The following is a 22,909-nucleotide window of genomic DNA, read 5'->3' as shown; positions in this document are numbered from 1 at the left end:
GCGGTTTTATGTGATGCCTGTCACATAAACTTTGGTAGTTTCGTCAACTATTTCCCTGGCTTCCCGGCCTGATGCAGCCGCTGATACCCAGGGAGTCGGAGACTCAAATTTTCCCTTCCCTCAGTTCTCCGGATTCCAGAACGGCGACCCTGTCAGCCATGTGACGGATCACATCAATATCATGGGAGATAAAGATATAGCTTAATTCCAGCTCTTCCTGGAGATCCTTCAGAAGGTTCAGCACCTGTCCCTGCACCGAGACATCCAGGGCAGACACCGGTTCATCGCAGATTATTACCGAGGGTCTGGTGGACACGGCGCGGGCGATGATCACCCGTTGAAGCATGCCTCCGCTGAGTTCTCCGGGATACCGCTGAAGGGTATCCTCGTGAAGTCCAACCAGCTCCAGCAGCCGTTTCAGTTCATGGGGTTGTTCCTCCCGGCTGCAGATATTATGAAGGCTCAGGGCTTCGGTGAGAATGGCTCCGGTTGTCATTCTGGGATCCAGTACGTTTCCGCTCTGCTGAAAAATGAGTTGAAGTTCCTTGCGGATCTTCCGCAGTTCCCGGGGAGTCCGGGTGAAAATATCCCGGTTGCGGAATAAAACCTGTCCGGAGTCCGGTCTCTGCAGGGCGGTAAGGATGCTGCCCATGGTGGATTTGCCGCTTCCGCTTTCGCCTACAAGTCCAAGAACTTCTCCCTTGTACAGCCGCAGATCCACATCTTTCAGAGCATCAATCCGGTCCGGCGGACGAAAGGGGTTGGTTTGAATGAGAAAATGCCTGGATATCCCCCGTGCTTCCAGTACGGTTTCCTTTCGGCCCGCAGGGGATGCTGAGGGCAATAGCACTTCTGAGACGTCGGAAAATACCTGCCTGCCGTGTGCTCTTCCCGCCGTCGGCACTTTCTGATGCGGACTCCAGTGATGCGCTGCATTGGAGAAGCTCCCGGGTGTAGGGATGCCGGGGGATGCTCATAATCTCCTCCACCGGACCATCTTCCACAAGAAGGCCTCCGTACATCACCAGCACCCTGCTGCACAGCCTCCTGATTACCGCAAAATCATGGGTAATGATCAGTATTGTGGTTCCGTGTTCCCGGTTGATCCGCTCCAGAAGGGAAAGAATCTGACCCCGGAGGTGACTGTCCACCGCACTGGTGGGTTCATCTGCAATTATCACATCCGCTCTGAGCAGGAGGGCCATGGCAATGTTCACCCGCTGATTCTGCCCTCCGCTGAGCTGATGGGGGAACATCTGAAGAATCCGCTCTGTTTCCGGAAGGCCTGCTTCCTCCAATGCCCGGTGTATCTGCTCTTCCCTTGCCTCCTCTGCCCGGCCCGCCCCCCTTGAGGAATGCCGGAAAGATTGCCGGAAGGACTCACTGAAAGACTGCCGGGAAGATGTACGGAGAAGCTGGCGGAACTGAGTACCGATGCTCGTGTAGGGATTCAGACTTTCACGGGGATTTTGAAAGATATACGCAATCTCGTTTCCCCTGATCCGGCCCAGCTCGTCTTCCTGCATGTTCATCAGATCCTTGCCCCGGTAGCGAAGGGATTCAGCCTGCCGGGTTCCTCCTGCAGCCAGATCCGCCAGAGAACGGCTGCTCACAGATTTTCCGCTTCCCGATTCTCCCAGGATTCCGCTGATGCTTCCCGGAGACAGGGTGTAACTCAGGTTCCGTACCGCGGTAATGCTTCCCCCGGGGGCGGGAAAGCGAACTGAGAGATTTTTCATTTGAATTACCGGCTGCTGTACATCGTGTTGGTCTGTCATGTTCCACCGGCTCCTGGGTGTTCGCTGTAAGGATGATTGTTCATATACATGCTGTTGAGGATGATTGATGCCAGAGCTTTCCCTGCATTTCGGAGGATTTCCGGACTGCTTTGCAGGAACACGCTTGCGATGCCGTGTTCCCAGAAGTGAGCGTTCACTTCCGGGTTCAGCGGAAAGTAGTACTGTACGGTCTGCAGCCTGGACTCCATGGAGTAGAGGGGAATATCCTGCTTTCTGCTCAAGGCCTGCAGTTCCTCTTCCATGAGCAGTGCAATTGACCAGGCGTAGGTACGGGTAACCGGGGCCTGCTGCCGGTTGAATCCCAGCCCTTCCTGACCTGAGAGGGACATGCCGCTGAGATTAATATGCAGTTCAATATCACTGTAGTTCACCGGCATGCGGTCAATATATTCCGCAAGACCCTGGAAGCCGGGCTGCCCGCCGCCTGGTGTGAGACAAATGATATATGACCAGGAGCCCCGGAAGGGGCCGGAGAGTGATTCAATAAGGTTCAGCTGCCATTCAGCCAGCCCCGGCATGCGGGATGCGGACAGGTAGTCCATGGTAATCATAATGGCCTTGCCTGCCAGACCGGGGTCGGTGCCCTGAATGAGTCCGGTAATATATGCCGGCTGGGCTTCAACTTTATGAACGGTAAACTCCAGAGAGAGGCTTCCTTCTGCCGGGGAAGTCCGCAGAAGGTTCCGGGACCGTGGGGGAAGTTGCCCGGAGATGGGCGGGAACAGGGCACGTTCGATAAGTATTTCGGTGTATTCGCCGGCTTCCGCCGCCGTGTCCGGGGAGATGCGGCGGGGGGCGCTGAGAATAATGACCCCCTGGATTTCGGGGAATCCGGCTATTCTTCGGATTGCAGCCTGAAAGGCCTGTTCAGGATACATAAGTGGGTCTGTCACAAGAAATGATCCCCGGATTCCTGCAGCATCGTCCCGTGAGAAACTGAGCAAATCCATATTCCTGCCGTCCACCAGGGGAATATCCTCCAGAGAAATATGAACGGAAGTATCGGGCAAATTATCCGATTGCGAGGCAGAACCCCGGGTATGGATATCTGAGAGTGAAAATTTTCGTACCATGCAGGAACCGGGTTCGGGTTTCAGAGAAACCGGCTCCGCCTCATTCCCTGCAGGCAGGGTGATCCGGATCCCGGTGCTTCCCTGGTAATACTCAGCCGGCCGCTGGGGATGCCATTCATATGAATCTCCGTGTACGGGAAGCATGCCCATTTCCCGGAATTGCTTCCCCATAGCCCGTGCCCGCATGGCCGCATCGCCGCTCCCCGGGCGTACCGGAGCGGTGAGGGCGGAAGGAAAGCTCTTCCAGCTTTGCTCCGGCACGGGACTGGGCAGCAGGAGCATCAGAATGACTGCTCCAAGGACCGCCGAAGAGAAAACGATTTTTGGGAGAAGCCGCTTTCCTTTCCTCCCTGTTGTTTTTGTGTCCGGGCCTCTGCCCGCAGCCGAGGCCGAATCGGTTACTGAATCAGTGGCCGAATCAGTCACCGAAGCAGTGGATCCTGGAGATGCCGCCTGGCCCGGTCCCGGAAGAAACTGCCGCAGCCCCTCTGCGAAGAGATTAAACCCCAATACGGTAATAAAAAACGCCAGCGCAGGATATATCACCATCCAGGGAGCAGTGGAAATCATGTTTCTGGCCGTTCCCAGCATGCTGGCCCATTCCGGTTCAAAACTCACATTAAAATAGCTGATAATGCCGTTGGTGGTATCCCTGACTATCCTGAGGTTTCCCAAAAACACTGCAAAAATCCCCAGCTGCATCAGCAGGGTGAGAGCAGACCCTATCTCCATGAAAAACAGAACAAGAGTTTCAGGAAGCAGGTGGGGAATGAGATTTTTTCTGGTAATCATCCACGGTGACTTTCCGATTGCGATCTCACTGCGGATGAACTGCATGGAAAGGATATTGCTGCTTCGCTCAAGGATGATATGGGCGGTTCGGGACCAGGTTACCCCTGCCAGCACCGCCGTGAAGGCCAGTGCGGAAGCCATGGTATCCAGGCTTTGAAACAGTTCAAGTTTGAGAATGATCAGGCTGATAAGCAGGGCGGGGATGGCGTTGAATATCAGACTGAATTGATGAATCAATCCGGCGGCGATTTTTCCTCCGAAGGCGGCTCTGATTCCAAGGGGCACTGCCAGAGCGAAGCGCAGCAGCACGATGCAGAATGCAAGGGGAATGGTGATCCGGCTTCCATGAATAATTCTGCTGAGAATATCTCTTCCGAATTCATCACTTCCCAGTGGAAAGCGCCTGGAAGGGGGGTAGGGGGCCTTTTGAAATATCAGCCGCCCGTCCTCTGTCCATGATCTGATGCTCTGCATGGTGTAAGGACTTCTGGGGGCCAACTGTTCGGCGAATATCATCATGACAAGAAGCGAGAGAAGGATAATGGAAGCGGTGACTATGGCACATGTGCGGATGTTCGGTTTCATACCAGCCTCCGTGTTTTCATAGGTTGAAAGATCATGGCCATTGCCCCTCCTGCCAGAGAGACAAGGGAGTAAAGCAGAAGCAGCGCCAGGGAGACGCTGATGAAACTGGATGCATCGTGGCGCTGGTAAAAATAGAGAAGGTAGAACACCAGGCCTTTGTAGTTGAACAGGTATTCAACAAGGATCAGATTGGTGAGAATTAATGCCATGAGGGACGGGAGGTTTTCACCGAAACTTCCTGCCAGAGGCCTAAGCAGCTGGGTGCGGAAAATCCGCCGGGGGCTGTAGCCCCGGGCTCTGGCCGCCAGAATATAGGAGCGCTGCATTTCCCGGTCGATCCGCAGGCCGGTCATCCGTGCGCTGTAGGCTGCGGGAAGGATGCTGATACTGATCAGGGGAAAGAGACTCTGCTGGAGCTGCAGGTTCCTGCTGAGCTGGGGCCAGATCTCTGAAACCGCCACATACAGAGAGAGCATGGCAAGGATTACCACGATACCCGGAACCGATGCTCCCAGGATGCCGCCCGGGGATATGGAGCGTCTGCCCTGGCTGAACGCATGGGGACCCTGTACGCTCCTGCGCGCTGTGAGAAAGGCAGCCAGGGCCGAAACGCCCAGGGCTCCGCCGATCAGTTTCAGACTCTGCAGCCCGGATGTGAGTAAAATGCTGATGATTGTTCCGCTGTCGGCGCTGGTACGCAGATTCCCCCGGAAGAAATCGCGCACAAAATTCCAGCTGTTTTTCAACAGGAGGTGGGTAGAAATGCTGTCCTGCCCTGTGCTGCGGTTTACCTGACTGTCCGGAGGAAGCTGGATGATCAGGATGAACAGAAACATTGCCAATGCGGCGGGGAGCAGGTACGAGGCGGACTTTCGAATGAATCCGCTGGCAGGATGAAAATAGATCCGCTCCCAAATATCCCGTGAGCCTGGAATTCTGCTGAGCTGTTCCAGAATCCTCACCAGAAGGATCAGGTTGAACAGAAGTGCTGCGGCGAGAAGCATGGAGCGGGGCAGAATGCTCAGAAAAGGGGGGGGGGTAAAAAGTTCACAGTCGAGATAATCTCCCAGCACCTTCCCCCTGAGCGCAAGTGCCTGAAGATCAACTGTATGGCTGGTGTTGAGAATTCCGTCGGGAGCCGGGGATGATGCTTCCAGCACTATCGCAGGAATGCGTAAATTCATAAACGGGATGATGCTGCCCCGGGAATCGGGACTGGCCTTGACCGCCGGCAGACCCCGGTTTGCCCCATATTGGGTGATGAGGCTGCTGATGATTCCTCCGTGCCGTCCGTCACTTACCACGGAAGTCTGGATTCCTCCCATTCCTGCATTCTGAATGTGAATAATATCACTCTGTCCCAGATCCAGTTCCGGATTTCTGGTGAAGAATTCAGCTCCCGCTCCGTCAATTTCCGATGAGTTCCACAATGCAAATACAATGTCCCGTTTCGGCGGCGCCGGTGCTTCTGCCGCCGCTCTGGCAAGCTCAATAAGTAACGCCGTGGATGCGGCCTGTTTGGAGGTGGAAGGAAAAACCATCCCTTCCGGCCCCCTTCCTCTGCCGTCAATATCGGCGGAAATGATCAGGGCTCTGCCTGTGACCGCTGATTTCTGCCCCGGGCTATGCCCCCCCGCTCTGCTTTTGGGCAGAACGTGACCGGGCCGGCAGCAGCGCCAGCACATTTGCACTGGAGGCCACGGGAAAATTCAGTTCCACTGCAATTGAAGCACCCGGGACCAGGAGAGCATGTTCTACCTCCGTTGCAAGCTGTTTGAGCCGGGCCACTGCAGCGGGGCGTATGTCTCCGGAGAAAAAATCGGTGCCCAGTTTCCGGTGAATGGAAATCTGTTTTTCCGAGGGTTTGTTTACATCTCTGGCGCCGTACCAGTTGGCGGCGGCTGTGAAAAATACTCCTGCGGCGCCTGCGGCTCGTGCAGTTTCCAGACTGGGGAGCATATAGCTGGTTCTGGGGGCTATGATCAGTCGATTTTCAAGCAGCTCCCGGGGATAGCTGTTGAGAGTCCTGCTGCAGATGAGAATATCACCGGAAAAATCAATTCCTGTGCCGTAGAACGCACTGTGAACACTGTAATCCTCATACATCTGAAACTGAAGGACCTGCGGCGAATCGGGGACAGTGATGCGGAAATCGGGGGAGGTGTCCATATCCGGCACAATCCCGGAGAAATGCTGCAGATAACCGTTATCGTCTCCCCAGGGGGCGAGGCCCATGGCTTTGAATTGATCTGACGCATATGCAAGAGATTTCCGGTTGCCCGGACTTCCGCTCAGCCTTCCTCCGTGCTCCCGGGAGCTGAGAACCTCCAGATGTTCTGCGGCCCGGTTCCAATCGATATTCTCACCCAGGGTATATCCCCGGGTAATGTCAGGAAAGATGATTAAAGACAGCAGGAAGGAAACTCCAGCGGCCAGACAGATCACGGTGAGCATCAGATGCAGATGATCCTTGGAGATGTTTTTCTCATGCTTCATTGAGTGTTTGCCTCTATCCGGTGTAAAAACTGTGAAGTACCCAGCATTCAAAAATCAAAGATTTTGGAAATAGCCTTGAGTTTCAACTGATTATCTTTCTTCATGTACGGGGTCAACGAAAAAAGTACGAAACGGATGTAACCCGGCTTTTTCCGACCGGTTATTTGCAATAGTATTGTCTGCGGCTCAAGGCTTAGGAGAAGAAGTGAAATATCAGAATGAAATATATATAGATCTCCCACGGGAACGTCTGACCCGCATTTTTATGGATCCTGTCCACATGGAACAGTGGCAGGAAGGGTTGCAGCGCAGGGACCATCTGGAAGGGGATTCGGGGAAGGAAGGATCCAGAACCCGTATTAAGTATAAACTGGGTAAGGATGAGCTGGAGATGGAAGAGGAAATTCTCCGTGACCAGCTTCCTGATGAGATAACCTTCCTGTACCGGGTGCGGGGGGTGGAAAACACCTGCGAGAACCATTTTGAAAGCCGGGAAACCGGCGGCACCCGCTGGATACAGATAAATGACTTCCGCATGCGGGGATTCATGAAACTGATGGCGTTCCTGGCGCCGGGTGCATTCCGAAAACAGACCGAAGAGGATATGAAACGTTTTAAGGAGTATGCTGAATCTTTAGACAGCTGACTTCAGGATTCTGCGTTCAATTCCGGGAAATCAAAGAGTTGTCTGAATTGAAGTGCGGTTTCCAGTTCAGGATAAAGCACTTTCAGCATGCTTTTTATATATCCGCTTTGCTTCGGCAGGAGGATTTTTCCCCCCATGAGCCAGAGTATGGGAGGATTTTCGCTTAAACGCTCGTGGTCGCCCATCTTCTGTTTTGCGATGTCGAAGAGGATATCCCGGATGGTCCCGGGGTTCAGTCCTCCCTCCTCTCTGCCGTTCCGTATGCCCTGGACGAGCTTCCGGTCTTTTTCCCGGATTTCCCGGAAGAGGGTATCCACGCTGTAATATTCTGCCCGGGGAATACCGTATGCTTTGGCGGCTGCTTCAAACACCGCAAGTCCCCCTGAGCGTATCTTTTTCAGATTATCAGGAAGGTCCTGGGAAATAATCACCCTTCCGTTATCCTCAATTCTGCCCAGGCGATTCTTCGAGTCCTTTGATGGATCGATATAATACTCCAGGCCTCCCACATCTCCCAGAATTCTCATGCTGTCCAGGCGGCCCAGTTTCCGGGAGTAATCCAGACTCTTCCGGCTGAAATCCATAAGATGGGGGAGCGGCAGGCTGTTTTTAATGTAGAGAATTCTGCGGTTCTCCGGATCCGGGCGGCGGACCATGCCGTAGGCGGAAATATCAATGATTACCAGATCCCGGTATCCCCGTTCGGTAAGCATGGACCATGGGAGATTATCCCACACACCGCCGTCGGTAAAACGCTTATCCTCAATCTTTGCCATTTTGAAGAGGGGAAAGGAAGCGCTGGCATAGAGATAATCCGGAAGGCTGCCCGGCTCCATTTCGTCCAGGAAAATCTTCAGCGGCCGGAACTTGGAGACTCCGAATGTGACCACCCCCAGATCCACCCCGGATTTCCGCAGTTTTTCCTCTTTGCTGCGGGTACGGAGCATGTTCAGCAGAGGGGAGGAATCCAGTCCGCCGGAGCGGCGCACCTCCTGCAGCAGTGCTACGGTTTTTCTCCAGGATAACTTGGAGATGTCCTCACCCTGGAGAAAATCCGGGAGAGTCAACACATCCTGTATGCCCAGGTTGGACCACAGTTCAACGGCAAAGTCCCAGTCACCCTGGGCCATGAGTGTTGCATTCAGTGCCCCCACGCTGGTTCCGGTAAACCCGTCGAAGCGGAAGCCGTGCTTCCTCAGTGTCTCCCAGGCGCCGATCTGGTATGCCCCCGGGCTGCGCCGCCGGCAAGCACCAGTCCTGAATGATATCTGCGCCCGGATGTTTTTCCTTTTCTGAAAATTCCCATATAGACAGTATGCTTCCAGCTTGAGCGCGGGGCAAGGGGGGTTATTCAATCTTCCAGCTGGTATTCCCCGTCCTGTGGTTGTATTATTACGGCATGCTGCAGATCGATAATTTTCAACAGAGGAGCGTCTCCCGAAAGATCAGGGGAAGAACCGGAGAACAAAGGCGGCTTCCTCTGTTCCTGATCTTTATATGCTGTGTTCCTGTGATGTTTTTCTCCTGTACCCTACTGGGCATGGGCGACCCCACCATTGAATGGTATGTCCGGGAGGGGGGCGAAGGTTCAGACAATTCCGTATTTCCCGGCACCAGAATTTCCGTGGAGCTCAATTCTCCCGGAGCCCGGGTTCCCCAGCTCATCCACTGGTCGGTTCGCCTCCCCGGAAATGAGGATTTTACCTATCTGGATAGGATGAATCAGGGGATAGGAGGGCCCAGAAACCCTCTGAACCTGCTGCTCAATGGAGAGGGCAGCTATGAAATCAGGGCTGAATACAGTTTCAGCAGCAGCGATTTTTCCTCACCTGAGTTTGAAGGTGAAGCCCGGGTAAACGTTGAGAGCAGATACCCGGAGAATTCTGACGGAGCATGGCCGTCGGGATCGGCGGAACATCGCCACCTGGCACATTTCACAGGAACCTACGAGCTGGCCGGGGAGTATGGGGGCGGAAACAGCGCAGAAATCCAGTTCCGCCTGGGTTCACTGCGGGTAGCCGAAATCCAGCCCATGACATCTTCTGCCGGAGACACCAACAGCCAAACAGATCCGGGGCTGATTATTATGGGAGAAGCGGATATCAGCATGAATTCCGGAACGGAACAGGCTGACGGGGTGCCCGTCTATGCTGTGAGTTATGTCGCAGGCCGGTATCCTGAGTTTTCCTGGGATGATCTGTCGGTATATATTCCCCTGGATTCAGCACTGTTTCCCAGCCTTGGAGCAGATCAGAAAATACTGCTTGTAAAAATTACCGTGGGATCGGAATCGCCGGGTTTCGGACGCAGCTCGATGTGGACAATGAGCTCAGGCGACCTGCAGGCGGATTTTCTTGAGACGGCAGATATTTCATTTACGCCCGAACTGCCCCCGCTGGAGGATCTATACGGCAGTTTGTGGCTGGATGAGTTCAAGGAAATACATCCCGAGTTCTAAACGCCCATTCGAACCGCCTCTTGTCTTCAACCGTTTCTTTATGCTACAGCTTCCTTCTGCCAGTTACCCGGGTCGCCGGTACCCATGTTTTTTGCAGGGCGCCGGAAACAGCCGGGGCTGGAAATAGGAGCAGCGGATGATTTGGGGAGTATTGCTTGCCCTGGGGGCTGCCGGAGCCTGGGCCCATAATTCCATTTTTTATACATTTTCCGGCAGACGGGTGGGATCAGGCACCACCGCACACATCAGGCTGTGGATTGCCCTGCCGGTAAGTCTACTCATTCAGCTGATGATAACCGGCAGCTTTCTCCCGGTGCTTTCCGGGGGTGCTTCCCTGGCGGCCGCTGCCGTTTCCGGGCTGTTCGGTTATGTGGTGGCGGATTTATTGCTGTTTCGGGCATTTCTTGATATCGGTCCCAGAGATACCATGCTGATTATGACCGGAAGCCCCCTGTTTGCGGCGTTGTTTTCCTGGCTCATGTACGGCGAACGGCTGGCTCCCGGCACCGGCGCCGCAGCCCTGCTCATACTTTCGGGGATAGCCATGGTGGTCCGTGACACCACCCCTGCCAAAACCGGAACCGGAAGGCCGGACAGAAAAGGAATCGGGGTGCTGCTGGCTATCGCCGGGGCCGTCTCCCAGGCTCTGGGAATCGTGGCATCCAAGTACAGCATCAATGCCGGTGACAGTCCGGTGGAAATCAATGTAGTGCGTCTGCTTGCCGGACTCCTGGGACTGCTGGTGTATGTGGGTTTTCGGGGTACCTTCTTCCAGGATTTCCGGAAGATGAAAGACCGGCGGGCATTGGGGTTCATCGCATTTGCCGCCGTGGTGGGACCTTCCCTGGGAGTGATGGGAAGTCTCTATGCGGTAATGTTCATTCCAGTGGGACTGGCGGCGGTTCTCATGCAAACCACGCCTCTTTTTCTCTTCCCTGTTGAACACCTGCTGTTTCGCCGGAAAATCACTCTCTGGGGAATATCAGGCACGGTTCTGTCGCTCTCGGGAATAACCCTGCTCCTGCTGCTTTAGCTGTACCGGGCATCTGTTCAGGGCCGTGGTGCCGGGAAAATGATCCAATCTGACTGGAACGGAAGTTGTTCTCTGATTGCCGCTACACTGCATCATCCAGGATCTCCTGAAGCTGCCTGGCTGCATCACCGGCTGTCATCTGAAGATGAATATCGGTTATTTCGGAGGTGAATGCGGAGGGCTGGGGATTGATCTCGATTATTACCGCACCCCGGCGGCTTGCCATCAACGGAATTGAAGCCGCAGGATACACTTCCCCGGTGGAGCCGATCACTATCATCACATCGCTGCGGTCTACTGCATCCAGGCTGCGCTTTTGGGCTTCCCGGGGAATTCCTTCTCCGAAAAAGATAAAATCCGGTTTATAAACTCCTCCGGCCGGACTTCGGGGCGGCATCTCATCATCTTTCATTTCCAGCAGGTTGATGCTCTCTGCCGGGACATAGTTTCCGCTGCGGGTACACAGAAGCCGGCGGCAGTTGCCGTGGTATTCAACCACATTTCTGCTTCCCGCCCGGTAATGCAGATCATCGATATTCTGGGTAATCAGAAGTTTGAGTTTGCCGCGGTTTTCCAATTCTGCCAGCCAGTAGTGGGCGTCGTTGGGTTTACTGGCTGCAAAGTTCCGGTAAAACAGATCCCTGATTACCGTCCAGCATTCTCCGGGGTTCCGGTAGAAGTAATCGAGCTCAAGAATCCGGGGATCGTATTGGTTCCAGATTCCATGCTCACCTCTGAAAGGGGGAACACCGCTTTCCACGGATATTCCGGCGCCGGTAAATGCGGTAAGGTATTGGGCCCCGGCAATTCGTTCCATGGCTTTGTGAATAGGACTGTCAGGCATATTCCCTCCTAATCCGGTGACGGTTATCAGCATCCGGCGACGGTTATCAGCCGTTCAGGAATTTCTGTGCTTTGCCAAGCCCCGTTGAATCGGATATAATTCAGCCCGGGGAGTGCGGGTGCACGAATCTGTGCACAGTATACATGCTTTCTGTGCGTATCTCGAGGGAACGGGTTCATAATCCCCTGTTTCCGATCCGCACAAGAGGAATACATTACCACTATGAGCGATTTTTTTCAGAGACTGGAAGAGCGAAGCAGGAAAATCAACAGTTTATTGTGCGTGGGTCTGGATCCCCGGCATGCAATTCAGCCGGATATGGGCGCTGCCGACAGTGTGTCAGGCATGATCGAAGAGAACAAGCGGATAATTCAGGCCACAAGCAGCTACGCCCTTGCCTACAAGCCCAACATCGCATTTTATGAAGCCTTGGGCGCTCCGGGACTGCAGGCACTGGAGATCACCCTGGAACTGATTCCCGATGAAATTCCCGTAATTCTTGATGCTAAACGGGGTGATATCGGGGCGACCGCCCTTGCGTACGAGCGTGCGGTGTTCGGTCATCTGAATGCCGATGCAGTTACCTTAAGTCCCTACATGGGCCGCGATTCGGTGGAGCCGTTTATCAATCACAGTAAAACTGCCGCCTTTATCCTGTGTAAAACCAGTAATCCGGGAAGCGGCGACCTTCAGCTTCTGAGCCAGAATGACGGCGAGCCCCTCTATGTACGGGTTGCGGAAATAGCCGGATCCTGGGGGCAGAATGTGGGATTGGTTGTAGCGGGTAATGATCTGGACGCCTTGCGGGCAATCAGAGCCCGGCATCCTGAGATGTGGTTTCTCAGTCCGGGAATCGGCGCTCAGGGCGGGAGCATGCTGGAGGCCGTGGAAGCGGGGGTGAACTCCCGGGGGACGGGCATTATCCCTGTGGTGGCACGGGGAATTTCCCAGGCCGAGGACCCCGAAGCAGCTGCCGCCGCTCTGGTATCTGAACTGAACGAAGCCGTAGAAAAAGTGCTTGCAAAAAGGAAGAACGAAGGGGCAGGTCATGCCGGTTCTCCCGGAGATTTGCTGAAGGACAGAGTGCTGTCAGGTCTTATCGATGCCCGCTGCTTCAAAACAGGTGAGTTCACTCTGAAGTCCGGGGAACGTTCGCCGTTCTACATCGACCTGCGCCGGGTGATGTCGTATCCCAGCCTTCTGAAGGATGTGGCACGAGCATATGCCCGGCTGATCCATGAGCTCCGGCGGGAAGGAAAAGACTTTGACCATATTGCCGGTATTCCCGTGGCGGCACTGCCACTGGCGACGGCAGTGAGCATGGAAACAGGCATCCCCATGATATTCCCCAGAATGAATGCCAAATCTCATGGTACTGGAAATACCGTGGAGGGAAACTGGAAGTCCGGGGAGAAAGTGCTTCTGCTGGATGATCTGATTACCAGGGGGACCAGTAAAATTGAAGCACTGGATATTCTCAAGGAAGCAGGCCTGAAAGTGGAACATCTCGCAGTTTTAATCGAGCGGGGCGAGAGGGGACGCAAGGACATGACTGCTGCGGGAATTGATCTGCGCAGTTTTGCCCGTCTGGATGAATTTCTCCCCCACTGTGTGCGTAAAGGCCTTATTCAGGAAGATGAACTGGAATCGCTCATGAAATATGCCCGGTCCTGAAAGCGGCGCGTTGGCGCCGGGCGGGCTTGAGCAGAGCCAGCCGGTGAAGAATTGGTTTTTTGCATGATCCGTCGGAGGGAAAAACTCAGGTGCGGTACATGAAATGCTCCCAGTTCAGAATCTGCTAGATAATCACGGGTAAAGGATAAGAGGACCCGCCATGGATGAACTTGAAAGCGGCAGTTTTGGAGAGGTTATCTCCGGTATCTGGGAAATTCTCAGCCAACCCTTAAGTGCGGGCACCCTTTCGCTGCCGTTCTCCGTCGCAGGTTTTGTTCTGGAGTTTCTGCTCCCCCTGTTTGTGGGAATATTTGTGATCCGCTTCCTGAAAAACCTGGTTGCCCGCAGCATAGACCGGTCCAAACTGAAAGATCCGGTGAAAAATAACCTGAAGCGCTGGAACCGGATTATCTTCCGGGTTCTGGGGCTGATATATCTGATTCTGATCACCACATTTCTGCTGGGTGCGGAGTTCTTCTCGGTTCTTTCCGCCCTGGGGACAATTCTCAATGAGCCGTTCTATTCCAGCGGTGACCTGAAAATCTCGGTTATGACCCTGATCACTGCAGTACCGGTGTTTTATCTGGCCAGTTTGGCGGGAAAAGGCGCCCGGAGCCTGGTTGAGCGGGAGGTGCTCAAGCGGCTCCCGGTGGACGAATCCCGGAAATTCAGTATTGCCAACATGTCCCGCTACACGGTCATGCTTCTGGTTCTCATTATGGGGCTGAGCTTCATCGGAATTGATTTTTCCAGTCTGATACTGGTGTTCAGCGTCCTGGGAATCGGTATCGGATTCGGCCTTCAAAGCATGGTTTCCAATTTTTTCGCCGGTGTGGTTATCATTCTCAGCCGGCCCATCAAGGAGGGGGACTTCATACTTGCCACCACCTCCGGGGAGAATCTTGAAGGAAGGGTGGTGAAAATCACTCTTCTGCACTCGGTCATTAACACCCTGCTGAATGAGACCATCATCATTCCCAATTCGGAAATCATCGGAAAACCGGTTCACAACTACAGCTACGACAGCCAGGAAGTCACAGTTCCGGCAATTGTGGAGGTTCATTATGAGAGCGATCTGGATTTTGTTGAAAAGGTTCTCATAGATGTGGGGAAGGAATGTCCCTACTGGACGGGTACGCTGGAACCCACCATGCGGGTGCGAAGCTTTAACAGCTCTGGCATAGAGGTGGGACTGTATACCCGGATTATCCATGCCCCTGAGCGATTTGTGGCCATGGCGTGGCTGCGGAAAATGATCTGGCGCCGCTTCAAGGAGAACGGTATCGTGATTCCCTATCCTCAGATGGATCTCTACGTAAAAACCCTTCCTCCGGGAAGCGAATAGCCGCCGGTATTTCCGAAACTATTTCTTGCGGCCCGGCCGGGAGGCGCATACACTTGAAGAATGAAATTCAAGGATCTGTCCTTCTACTACCGGAAATTCAAGTTCGGCGAAGATAATTTTCACAACCTGATGCGTTTCCGGATACGCCGGATTCTCCTGGTGTCCACCTTTTACGATGCGTACATTTTTGAGCACGATTCTCTTCTCTCCGACCAGCTGGTGGGGGAGTATCATCAGCTCAACCTCACAAGCATTCCAAGGATGATATCCGTACCCGGCGCCGACGATGCTCTGCGCCTTCTGGAGAAGGAAAATTTTGATATCGTTATCACCACCATGCGCAGCGGCGAGACGAGCTGCTTCGAGCTTGCTGAACGGATCCGGGAATTGTATCCCAACATGCCCGTGGTGCTGCTCCTTACCAACAAGACCGAGATACCCCTGATTAAAGACCTGATCACCCGTCCTGCCCCTGCCCCGGGAAGCATTGTTTCCTCCAGCGGCGAGGAGTGGAAAACCTGGAGCGGAGTGTTTGATGAGATATTTCTGTGGACCGGCGGTCCCAGGGTCTTTTTGTCCATCATCAAATCCGTGGAGGATTATTATAATGTGCGCAACGATATCCGGCAGGGGCTGGTGCGTGTCCTTCTCTTCGTGGATGACTCCATAGAATACAGTTCCATTTTCCTGCCCATGCTGTACACAGAGCTGATGGAGCAGATCCAGGCCTTGATTGCCCATGAGCAGAATAATCACAAGAAATATCTCCGTATGCGGACCAGGCCCAAAATTCTCATCGCACGAACCTACGAAGAAGCCATGAGCATCTACCGGACGTTCAAAAAAAGCATGCTGGGAGTGATCAGCGATGTGGAATTCCCGGTTCACGGCACAACAGACGAGGAGGCGGGGTTCAATCTTGCGGATGAAATCCGCAGGGAAGATCAGTATATGCCCGTTCTTCTCCAGTCCATGAAAGGTCAGTGGAAGACCGAAGCCCACCGCCGGGATATTCCGTTTATATGCAAGAAGGATCCCGGGATACGGGAGGAGCTGCGGCACTTTCTCCGCTTTAACCTGGGGTTCGGGGATTTTATTTTTCGAACTGAAGAGGAAACGGAGATTCAAAGGGCATCCAACCTGAAGGATTTTTCCAGAATCATCAGGGACATTCCTGATGAATCAATTCTGTATCATGCCCGGCGGAATCATTTTTCCACCTGGCTGATGGCCCACGGCGAGTTTGAAACCGGACGGAAAATGCGGGGTAAACACGCTTCCGCTTTTACCTCGGTGGAGGATATCAGATCCTTCCTCATCAACAGCTTCATCAGCATCCGCAAAAACCAGAACCTGGGAAATATCGTGGATTTCAGTGAGGAAATTCTGGATGAACCTGATGTGGTGGTCCGCATAGGAAAAGGCAGTCTGGGGGGCAAGGGCAGGGGGCTTGCTTTCATGAATGCTCTGCTCTCCACCATGGATCTGGCAAGCATGTATTCCAATATGGAAATAACGGTTCCCCGCACCCTGATTATCGCAACCGATGTGTTCGATGACTTTCTTGACCTGAACGGATTATCCCGAACCAGGCTTTCCGGCAGGAGCGATGAGGAGATCCGGATGATTTTCTCCACCTCCCGGCTTCCCGGGGAGATTGAAGTTCAGATGGAAACATTCCTGAAGCACAGTGTCAGACCTCTGGCGGTTCGCTCCTCCAGTCTCCTGGAGGACAGCCAGGCACAGCCCTTCAGCGGAGTGTACGAGACATATATGATACCCAATGCCTCGAAAAGCCTTTCGCCCAGGCTTGATCAGCTGACCCTGGCAATCAAGCTGGTGTACGCCTCGGTGTTCCTGAGACAGGCCGTACAGTATATTGAGAACCTTCATTTCAATGCGGAAGAAGAGAAGATGGCCATTATCATTCAGGAGGTGGCCGGGGAACGGCACGGAGACTATTATTATCCCCAAATATCCGGGGTGGGACAAAGCTGGAATTACTATCCGGTGGGGCCCATGAAAACCGACGATAAACTCTGCAGTCTGGCCCTGGGCATGGGCCATGAGGTTGCAGGGGGAAACAGAAGCTTTCGGTTCTGTCCGGATTGGCCGGCAGTACCATATCATCCTCTTGAAGACGCAGTTAAGTACAGTCAAACGAAGTTTTATGCACTGAAAATGGACTGTGACAGGGAAACCATTATGGAAGGCGAAACCCGGAGTCTTGTGAAACTTTCTCTCCGGGATGCGGTAAAACACCGGACTTTGAAGCACATTGCGGCGGTATTTGATTCCACCAACAACAGCCTCACCGATGATCTCTCCCATCCCGGACCGAAGGTGGTGAATTTCAGAGGAATTATTGAATATGCGGCAATTCCTCTGGCGGAACTTCTGAAAGACCTGATGGAATTATTGAAAAAAGCTCTGGGAGGCCATGTTGAAATCGAGTTTGCGGTGGTGCTGCCTCCGGGCAACCGGCTTGGAGGGGATGATGCTTCAATACCCAGGCCGTCCAGGCCAGCAGAACAGAACCTGCCTGAATCCGTTCAGGAGAGTTTCGGTGCCGGACCACCGAGAAACATCCCCCGCTTCTATCTGCTTCAGGTCCGGCCGCTGAATGTCCAGGCCGGGGACGGTCTGCCTTCAGATGTTCCCGCCGACCGGAACCGGATCGTGTTTTACAGCAACGAGAGCCTTGGAAACGGCCGGCTCCCGGGTATTCACGATATTCTGGTGGTGGATCCTTCCATGTGGGATCAGCTGAAAACCGAAGAGATCAGAGGGGAAATATCAGCCTTTAATGAACAGATGAAAGCTGAGGACAGAGAATATATTCTCATCGGCCCGGGACGCTGGGGAAGCCGGGATAAGTACCTGGGAGTGCCGGTACAATGGCCGGAGATCAGCAAGGCGCGAATTCTTGTGGAACTTGCTGTGGAAAACTACGATATTGATCCCAGCCAGGGATCCCACTTTCTGCATAACCTCATAGCCATGAATGTGGGCTATGCTCATATTTCTCTGAAAGGGCCGGGATTTTTCCGCCTGGATACCCTGCAAAACACCCCCGGAGTCCGGGAAATGAAAAGCCTTCTGCCGGAAAAAAGCGGCTATCTGCGCCATTTCCGTTCAGACAATGAATTGGGGGCGGCTCTGGCAGGGCGCAGCAGCGAGTCCATGGTATATCTCCCCCATTCCGGTGACAGCTGATCCGAAGCATGCGACGCCGGGCCAGACGCAACTGTAAGGCAACAGGCTAAAAGCTGCTGGCGAAATGGAACATGCGGCAGGCGGCAGGTCTGCCGCCGGTGCGTTCTCTATGGAAAATTTCTCAATGAAAAATTACTACGGAAAATTACTACACGTTTGACGAGTTAATACTACTGCAGAAGTAATAACAGACTCTTAATTATACAATTCAGCTGATAAAATAGGAGAACTGGGTTTATACTGAGGGCATGAACAGCTATGCACAGACGGTCCTTGATCAACTCAGCAGCAAGTATCATTGGGAGCCTGAATTTCTTCAGGCCGTGGAAGAGGTTTTACAGACCCTGTCCCCATTGTTATCTGAAGAACCCAAGTATGCCCGGTATCGGATTCTTGAACGAATCGTGGAACCCGAGCGTATTATCATTTTCAGGGTACCCTGGGTTGACGATCAGGGAGAGATCAGGGTGAACAGCGGATACCGTGTGGAGTTTAATTCCGCACTTGGGCCCTACAAGGGAGGCCTCAGGTTCCACCCATCTGTCAATCTGAGCATTCTCAAGTTTCTGGGATTCGAACAGACCTTTAAAAACAGCCTTACCGGTATGCCCATGGGCGGGGGAAAAGGGGGGAGCGACTTCGACCCCAAAGGCAAGAGCGAAATGGAAGTGATGCGTTTTTCCCAAAGCTTCATGAGCGAACTTTTTCGCCACATCGGCCCCAATACTGATGTACCAGCAGGTGACATCGGTGTGGGAGGCCGTGAAATCGGCTTTCTGTACGGACAGTACAAGCGTCTCCGTCTTGAGAACACCGGGGTTTTGACCGGAAAAGGAAGAGACTGGGGAGGATCCCTGATCAGGCCTGAAGCTACCGGCTACGGCTCCATGTACTTTGCCAAGGAGATGGTGGAGGCCGGGGGAGAATCGATGGAAGGCAAAAGAATCTCCGTCTCCGGTTTCGGCAATGTTGCCTGGGGTGTGTGTAAAAAAGCCACTGAACTGGGGGCCAAAGTTATTACCATCTCGGGACCTGACGGTTTCATTCTGGATGAAGAGGGAATCAATACCGAGGAAAAATGGGAATATCTGCTTGAGCTGCGGGCCAGCAATAATGACGTGGTGGCTCCATATGCCGATATGTTTAAAGCCGAATTTTTTCCCGGGAAACGACCCTGGGCAGTCCCTGTTGATATGGCCGTACCCTGCGCCATCCAGAATGAGCTGAACGGTGAAGATGCCGCACAGCTTATCGCCAACGGGGTGAAATATGTTGTGGAGACCAGCAATATGGGCTGTACTGCAGATGCGGCGGTGAAGTTTATCACATCCAATGTATTGTTCGCGCCGGGAAAGGCCGCAAATGCCGGAGGAGTTGCCACCAGCGGGCTGGAAATGAGTCAGAATGCCATGAGGCTGGCATGGACCCGTGAGGAAGTGGACGAAAAACTCCAGAGGATCATGGTAAATATTCATAATAACTGCCGTGAAGCTTCTGCCTCGGTGGGCTATGACGGGAACTATGTGGTGGGTGCCAATGTTGCCGGGTTCAGAAAGGTCGCCGATGCAATGATCGATCAGGGAGTTGTGTAATCTGAAGACCCAAAATATGTGAGTGCCCGCCGATTCCGGGCTGCCGGGTTCGTATTCGGGAGGCTCTTTTGGGTTCCCGGAATATCAGCCGGCGGAATACGGGTTCTGGTAATTCCTCAGTACCTGAAATGAGCGCCTGTAATGAGCGCCTGAAATGAACACCTGAGATGAGCAGCGCTATGTAACGGAACCTGCTGCTCAGCTCAGCTTGATTTCCTCTCCGGCAAGTACCTTGCTCAGGGGGGAACTGGAATCCTTATTCATCACCCGGGCCAGTGTTATGCCGTCAAAGAACCGATTGATGTGATCGTTTGCTTCCCGCCATACATCGTGAACCAGACAGGTATCAACCTTTGCGCAGTCAAACTCCCCGTTTTCATTGCAGGTGCTGCAGGGAGTAAGATCCAGACCTTCATCCACGGCCTCAAAAATATCTTTAACCGAGATCTCCTCAGGGTCCTTATTGAGGATGAAGCCTCCGCCGGGTCCCCGCACAGAATTGATTACACCGGACTTTTTCAGCCGGAAGAAGATCTGTTCCAGAAATTCAGGCGATATTTCCTCTTCAGCGGCAATTACCTTAATTGCCTTGGGTCTGTCCTGATTGGAAAGTGCCAGATTTGTCATGGCCCGCAATGCATAGCGGCCTTTGGTAGTTATTCTCATATCTTGTCTCTTTTAATTGAAATTTCCTTTTTATTATCGTTTAACTCTACTTTAGATTTCCTGAATTGGCAAGTCATAATTCCCAATGGAGGCGGCAGATCCCGCCCCGCTGGAGGCTGAACACCGCCGTGAAAATAAAAAACCGGCTGGAAATCTCCAGCCGGTTTTTTATTGTAACTGCATGAAATGTAACAGTATATAACCCGGCAGAATAAATTCCGCCGGATTGCAGTTACTTGTTAACCCGTTCAACGTACTCACCGGTCTCGGTGTTCACCAGAATCTTTTCATCCTGCTTGATGAAGATGGGTACTTTTACCGTCAGGCCGGTTTCACAGGTTACCACCTTGGTTGCGCCGTTCACCGTATCGCCTTTGATCGCCTCAGGGGCTTCAGTAACCACAAATACCAGTTTGGTTGGAAGAACGATGTCGATTGCCTTTTCATCGAAGAAGACTATGCGGTATGTATCTCCTTCCTTCATGTACAGGCCCTTGTCTTCCAGCCCCTCGGTGGGAACCAGGAACTGATCATAGGTTTCCGCATCCATGAAATGATACCCTTCCGGGTCGGCGTAGAGAAACTGACTGCTCTTTTCGTACACATCTGCTTCTTCCACATTATCGTTTGATTTAATTGTTTCTTTCAGTGACGATCCTGTCACCAGATTCTTCAACTTCAGCCGTACGAATGCGCTTCCCTTTCCGGGATTTACAAATTCCCGCTCCACTACAAGATGGGGAGCGTTTTTCATTATCAGACACATTCCCTTGGCTACTTGGCCTGCTTTTATCATAGTATACCTACTGAAAATATAAGAAATTATGTTGAGGGATCATATCGTGTATACGTGAAACTATCAACACCGGAGGCTGATTGCCGGGAGCGTGGGACCCAGGGGCCGGGGGTATTCCGGTTTACCCCAGGTTTTCCAGATCGTGGTTCAGACGCTTCAGGTCCGCTGCAATGGCACTGATATGGTTGATTGCAGCCTCAATTTCTTTGTTCCCCCGTGAGATTACATCCAGATCTTCCACAATGCCTCCGATCCGTTCCCCGGTTGCGGCAATATGATTCTGCACCACCTGCTGGGATTCGCTGATATCATCGCTGCCCTGACGCACATCTCTGGTCAGATCGCTCAGGCCCTGCAGGCTGTGCTGGATTTCCGAACTGCCGCTGCTCAGTTCCTGGGTCCTCTGGACGATCTCGGTGAAGGATGCGGTGGTGCTTTCAACTTCCTGCTGGACTCTCATGAAGGCATTGAGGGTACTGTTTCCCGATTCATGACCTTTGGTGATATTGTTCACCACTTCCTTCAGCACCCTGGCAATATTGGATGCGTTCCGGGCAGAGCCCTCGGCGAGCTTGCGGATCTCTTCTGCAACCACCGAAAACCCACGCCCTGCATCCCCTGCATGGGCGGCTTCAATTGCCGCATTCATAGAAAGAAGATTGGTCTGGGAAGCAATGTTATTGATCAGGGTGACCATCTCCATTATGGAATCCACGTTTGATGAAATCCCCTGGATAATTTCCACCGTCTCCCTCAGCTGCGCGCCTCCGGATTCGGTGATCTTGTTCAGCTCAAGGGCACTCTGCTGCTTCTCCTCGGCAATCTGGGCAACCCGGGATATGGAACTGATAATCTGATTGGTTGCCGCCGCCGATTCTTCCTGAGCCGAGGACTGGCTGTATATTACCTTGTTCACATTTCCGATCTGTTCGCCGATGCTGTCCAGCTGTTCCCCGGATTCCCGGAAATAGAGGGTGAAGTTTTCCATATCCTTGCGGATTGCATCGGTTTTCTCATTTGCTGAGCGCATGCGCTCCTGGATGGTTTCCACCTCGGATATCAGCTTGCTGGTAATTCCGATTCCTTTTCGCACCTCCCCCAGCATGGATGTGACGGCATTGTTCTTCTCCTGGCTTTCCGCGGCCAGCTCCTGAGCCTCACCAATCAGCTTCACCGCGATGCGCTGTTTTTTCATCACAAAATGGGCAATGAACACCAGGAGCACCAGGACAAACCCCAGATACTTCCCGGCGAGGGTTGCAACAGATGCCTCGGGATTGGCCGGGAGAACCCCCGCGAAAAAAACATAAAATACCGCTCCAACGGTTGCCATGGCCAGGCCGTAGGTGATCAGCGTACCCGCCTTCCCCACAGTGATCAGGGAGGTCATCATGACAACCGCAGTGAGATAAAAGGCAGTCATGTGCAGAGCATAGGGATGGCCTGGATCGTTGGTCAGCACCATAGAGAGAAGAAATATGAAGCTTGAGAACGACAGCATGCTGGAAGAAGTCCGGTAGCGGCCGGCGAATCCCAGGGCGAAGCTGGTGAAAAATAAAACTAACAGAACCCCTGAGAGCAGCAGACGCTGATATTCCCCGGATATCAGAAACATCAGGCTGACAAAAACCAGCCCAAGAATGAGAAATATGTGAACGGTGAACAGGCTGTCCGCCTTGGATTCAATATCCTTGTCCGCCCCGATGTACTTGCCATTGAATTGTTCTTTGATCTTCATATTAATTTCCTAAAGATTTTTACAGTGCACCAAAGCTTGTGAAAAACATCTTTTTTCCGTTTTTTTACTCACCGAACCACTACCGGTTATGGTGTGAAAATTGGAGACACTACATCTAAGGTCCTCCACCGGCAGATGATTCCGCTCCACAAGCTT

17 protein-coding genes are annotated in these 22,909 nt (G+C 53.1%); 7 read left to right on the top strand and 10 right to left on the bottom strand.

The annotated features are described in order from the left end of the window. Positions 1 to 103: 103 nt before the first annotated feature. From L21SP2_RS13785 to L21SP2_RS13765, 5 genes are read right to left on the bottom strand one after another with little or no spacing between them, the layout of a single operon-like run. The gene (locus L21SP2_RS13785; RefSeq protein ID WP_024269175.1) at positions 104 to 721 is read right to left on the bottom strand and encodes an ATP-binding cassette domain-containing protein; all 618 of its coding nucleotides are present in this window, start codon (positions 719 to 721) and stop codon (positions 104 to 106) included. Between the two features lie 13 nt (positions 722 to 734). After that, the gene (locus L21SP2_RS13780) at positions 735 to 1,778 is read right to left on the bottom strand and encodes an ABC transporter ATP-binding protein (RefSeq protein WP_024269174.1); all 1,044 of its coding nucleotides are present in this window, start codon (positions 1,776 to 1,778) and stop codon (positions 735 to 737) included. Continuing rightward, positions 1,775 to 4,249: an ABC transporter permease gene (locus L21SP2_RS13775; RefSeq protein WP_024269173.1), complete on the bottom strand. Its 2,475-nt coding sequence runs from the start codon at positions 4,247 to 4,249 to the stop codon at positions 1,775 to 1,777. Before L21SP2_RS13775 ends, L21SP2_RS13780 begins: the two co-directional genes overlap by 4 nt. After that, complete coding sequence (locus L21SP2_RS13770) at positions 4,246 to 5,934, bottom strand: ABC transporter permease subunit (RefSeq protein ID WP_041401631.1); 1,689 nt, start codon at positions 5,932 to 5,934, stop codon at positions 4,246 to 4,248. The genes L21SP2_RS13775 and L21SP2_RS13770 overlap by 4 nt, the downstream gene beginning before the upstream one ends. Beyond that, on the bottom strand, positions 5,873 to 6,745 hold the full coding sequence (locus L21SP2_RS13765; RefSeq protein WP_024269171.1) for a hypothetical protein: 873 nt from the start codon (positions 6,743 to 6,745) through the stop codon (positions 5,873 to 5,875). The genes L21SP2_RS13770 and L21SP2_RS13765 overlap by 62 nt, the downstream gene beginning before the upstream one ends. A gap of 205 nt (positions 6,746 to 6,950) precedes the next feature. On the opposite strand from L21SP2_RS13765, the gene L21SP2_RS13760 reads away from it, so the two are divergent. Next, on the top strand, positions 6,951 to 7,391 hold the full coding sequence (locus L21SP2_RS13760) for an SRPBCC family protein (RefSeq protein ID WP_024269169.1): 441 nt from the start codon (positions 6,951 to 6,953) through the stop codon (positions 7,389 to 7,391). 2 nt (positions 7,392 to 7,393) lie between these two features. Here L21SP2_RS13760 and L21SP2_RS13755 read toward each other — a convergent pair whose 3' ends face one another. Further along, positions 7,394 to 8,746 (bottom strand): patatin-like phospholipase family protein, encoded by a 1,353-nt coding sequence (locus L21SP2_RS13755; protein ID WP_041401629.1) that lies wholly within the window; start codon positions 8,744 to 8,746, stop codon positions 7,394 to 7,396. Positions 8,747 to 8,904: 158 nt separating this feature from the next. Between L21SP2_RS13755 and L21SP2_RS13750 the strand changes: the two genes are divergently transcribed. After that, positions 8,905 to 9,849: a hypothetical protein gene (locus tag L21SP2_RS13750; protein WP_024269166.1), complete on the top strand. Its 945-nt coding sequence runs from the start codon at positions 8,905 to 8,907 to the stop codon at positions 9,847 to 9,849. A gap of 136 nt (positions 9,850 to 9,985) precedes the next feature. Then, the gene (locus L21SP2_RS13745; RefSeq protein ID WP_024269165.1) at positions 9,986 to 10,882 is read left to right on the top strand and encodes a DMT family transporter; all 897 of its coding nucleotides are present in this window, start codon (positions 9,986 to 9,988) and stop codon (positions 10,880 to 10,882) included. Between the two features lie 82 nt (positions 10,883 to 10,964). Here the strand turns inward: L21SP2_RS13745 and L21SP2_RS13740 are convergent, their stop codons facing one another. Next, positions 10,965 to 11,726, bottom strand: coding sequence for an SIR2 family NAD-dependent protein deacylase (locus L21SP2_RS13740; RefSeq protein WP_024269164.1), 762 nt, complete (start codon positions 11,724 to 11,726; stop codon positions 10,965 to 10,967). Positions 11,727 to 11,948: 222 nt separating this feature from the next. On the opposite strand from L21SP2_RS13740, the gene pyrF reads away from it, so the two are divergent. From pyrF to gdhA, 4 genes are all read left to right on the top strand, one after another. After that, entirely contained in the window at positions 11,949 to 13,400 is a 1,452-nt protein-coding gene (gene pyrF / locus L21SP2_RS13735; RefSeq protein WP_024269163.1) for an orotidine-5'-phosphate decarboxylase, read from the top strand. Between the two features lie 160 nt (positions 13,401 to 13,560). Continuing rightward, entirely contained in the window at positions 13,561 to 14,745 is a 1,185-nt protein-coding gene (locus L21SP2_RS13730; RefSeq protein WP_024269162.1) for a mechanosensitive ion channel family protein, read from the top strand. Positions 14,746 to 14,805: 60 nt separating this feature from the next. After that, positions 14,806 to 17,961 (top strand): PEP/pyruvate-binding domain-containing protein, encoded by a 3,156-nt coding sequence (locus L21SP2_RS13725; protein WP_024269161.1) that lies wholly within the window; start codon positions 14,806 to 14,808, stop codon positions 17,959 to 17,961. Between the two features lie 248 nt (positions 17,962 to 18,209). Next, complete coding sequence (gene gdhA, locus L21SP2_RS13720; RefSeq protein ID WP_024269160.1) at positions 18,210 to 19,553, top strand: NADP-specific glutamate dehydrogenase; 1,344 nt, start codon at positions 18,210 to 18,212, stop codon at positions 19,551 to 19,553. Positions 19,554 to 19,751: 198 nt separating this feature from the next. On the opposite strand, the gene L21SP2_RS13715 is transcribed toward gdhA, so the two are convergent. The 3 genes from L21SP2_RS13715 to L21SP2_RS17545 all read right to left on the bottom strand — a co-directional run bounded on the left by L21SP2_RS13715 (position 19,752) and on the right by L21SP2_RS17545 (position 22,753). Next, positions 19,752 to 20,219, bottom strand: a complete 468-nt coding sequence (locus L21SP2_RS13715; RefSeq protein ID WP_024269158.1) for an RrF2 family transcriptional regulator — start codon at positions 20,217 to 20,219, stop codon at positions 19,752 to 19,754. Between the two features lie 232 nt (positions 20,220 to 20,451). After that, on the bottom strand, positions 20,452 to 21,015 hold the full coding sequence (gene efp, locus L21SP2_RS13710) for an elongation factor P (RefSeq protein ID WP_041401626.1): 564 nt from the start codon (positions 21,013 to 21,015) through the stop codon (positions 20,452 to 20,454). Between the two features lie 121 nt (positions 21,016 to 21,136). Next, positions 21,137 to 22,753, bottom strand: a complete 1,617-nt coding sequence (locus tag L21SP2_RS17545) for a methyl-accepting chemotaxis protein (RefSeq protein WP_024269155.1) — start codon at positions 22,751 to 22,753, stop codon at positions 21,137 to 21,139. Between the last annotated feature and the right edge of the window lie 156 nt (positions 22,754 to 22,909).

Source organism: Salinispira pacifica, assembly GCF_000507245.1.
Classification (GTDB): Bacteria; Spirochaetota; Spirochaetia; order DSM-27196; family Salinispiraceae; genus Salinispira; species Salinispira pacifica.
This window is presented reverse-complemented; position numbering and strand designations above follow the sequence as displayed.

What these genes read in the sequence shown, in the direction of transcription:
- L21SP2_RS13780 (WP_024269174.1), bottom strand. Translation starts at nt 1,778, where the DNA reads ATGACAGACCAACACGATGTACAGCAGCCGGTAATTCAAATGAAAAAT.
- gdhA (WP_024269160.1), top strand. Translation starts at nt 18,210, where the DNA reads ATGAACAGCTATGCACAGACGGTCCTTGATCAACTCAGCAGCAAGTAT.
- L21SP2_RS13770 (WP_041401631.1), bottom strand. Translation starts at nt 5,934, where the DNA reads ATGTGCTGGCGCTGCTGCCGGCCCGGTCACGTTCTGCCCAAAAGCAGA.
- L21SP2_RS13775 (WP_024269173.1), bottom strand. Translation starts at nt 4,249, where the DNA reads ATGAAACCGAACATCCGCACATGTGCCATAGTCACCGCTTCCATTATC.
- L21SP2_RS13725 (WP_024269161.1), top strand. Translation starts at nt 14,806, where the DNA reads ATGAAATTCAAGGATCTGTCCTTCTACTACCGGAAATTCAAGTTCGGC.
- efp (WP_041401626.1), bottom strand. Translation starts at nt 21,015, where the DNA reads ATGATAAAAGCAGGCCAAGTAGCCAAGGGAATGTGTCTGATAATGAAA.
- L21SP2_RS13745 (WP_024269165.1), top strand. Translation starts at nt 9,986, where the DNA reads ATGATTTGGGGAGTATTGCTTGCCCTGGGGGCTGCCGGAGCCTGGGCC.
- L21SP2_RS13730 (WP_024269162.1), top strand. Translation starts at nt 13,561, where the DNA reads ATGGATGAACTTGAAAGCGGCAGTTTTGGAGAGGTTATCTCCGGTATC.
- L21SP2_RS17545 (WP_024269155.1), bottom strand. Translation starts at nt 22,753, where the DNA reads ATGAAGATCAAAGAACAATTCAATGGCAAGTACATCGGGGCGGACAAG.
- L21SP2_RS13715 (WP_024269158.1), bottom strand. Translation starts at nt 20,219, where the DNA reads ATGAGAATAACTACCAAAGGCCGCTATGCATTGCGGGCCATGACAAAT.
- pyrF (WP_024269163.1), top strand. Translation starts at nt 11,949, where the DNA reads ATGAGCGATTTTTTTCAGAGACTGGAAGAGCGAAGCAGGAAAATCAAC.
- L21SP2_RS13765 (WP_024269171.1), bottom strand. Translation starts at nt 6,745, where the DNA reads ATGAAGCATGAGAAAAACATCTCCAAGGATCATCTGCATCTGATGCTC.
- L21SP2_RS13740 (WP_024269164.1), bottom strand. Translation starts at nt 11,726, where the DNA reads ATGCCTGACAGTCCTATTCACAAAGCCATGGAACGAATTGCCGGGGCC.
- L21SP2_RS13750 (WP_024269166.1), top strand. Translation starts at nt 8,905, where the DNA reads ATGTTTTTCTCCTGTACCCTACTGGGCATGGGCGACCCCACCATTGAA.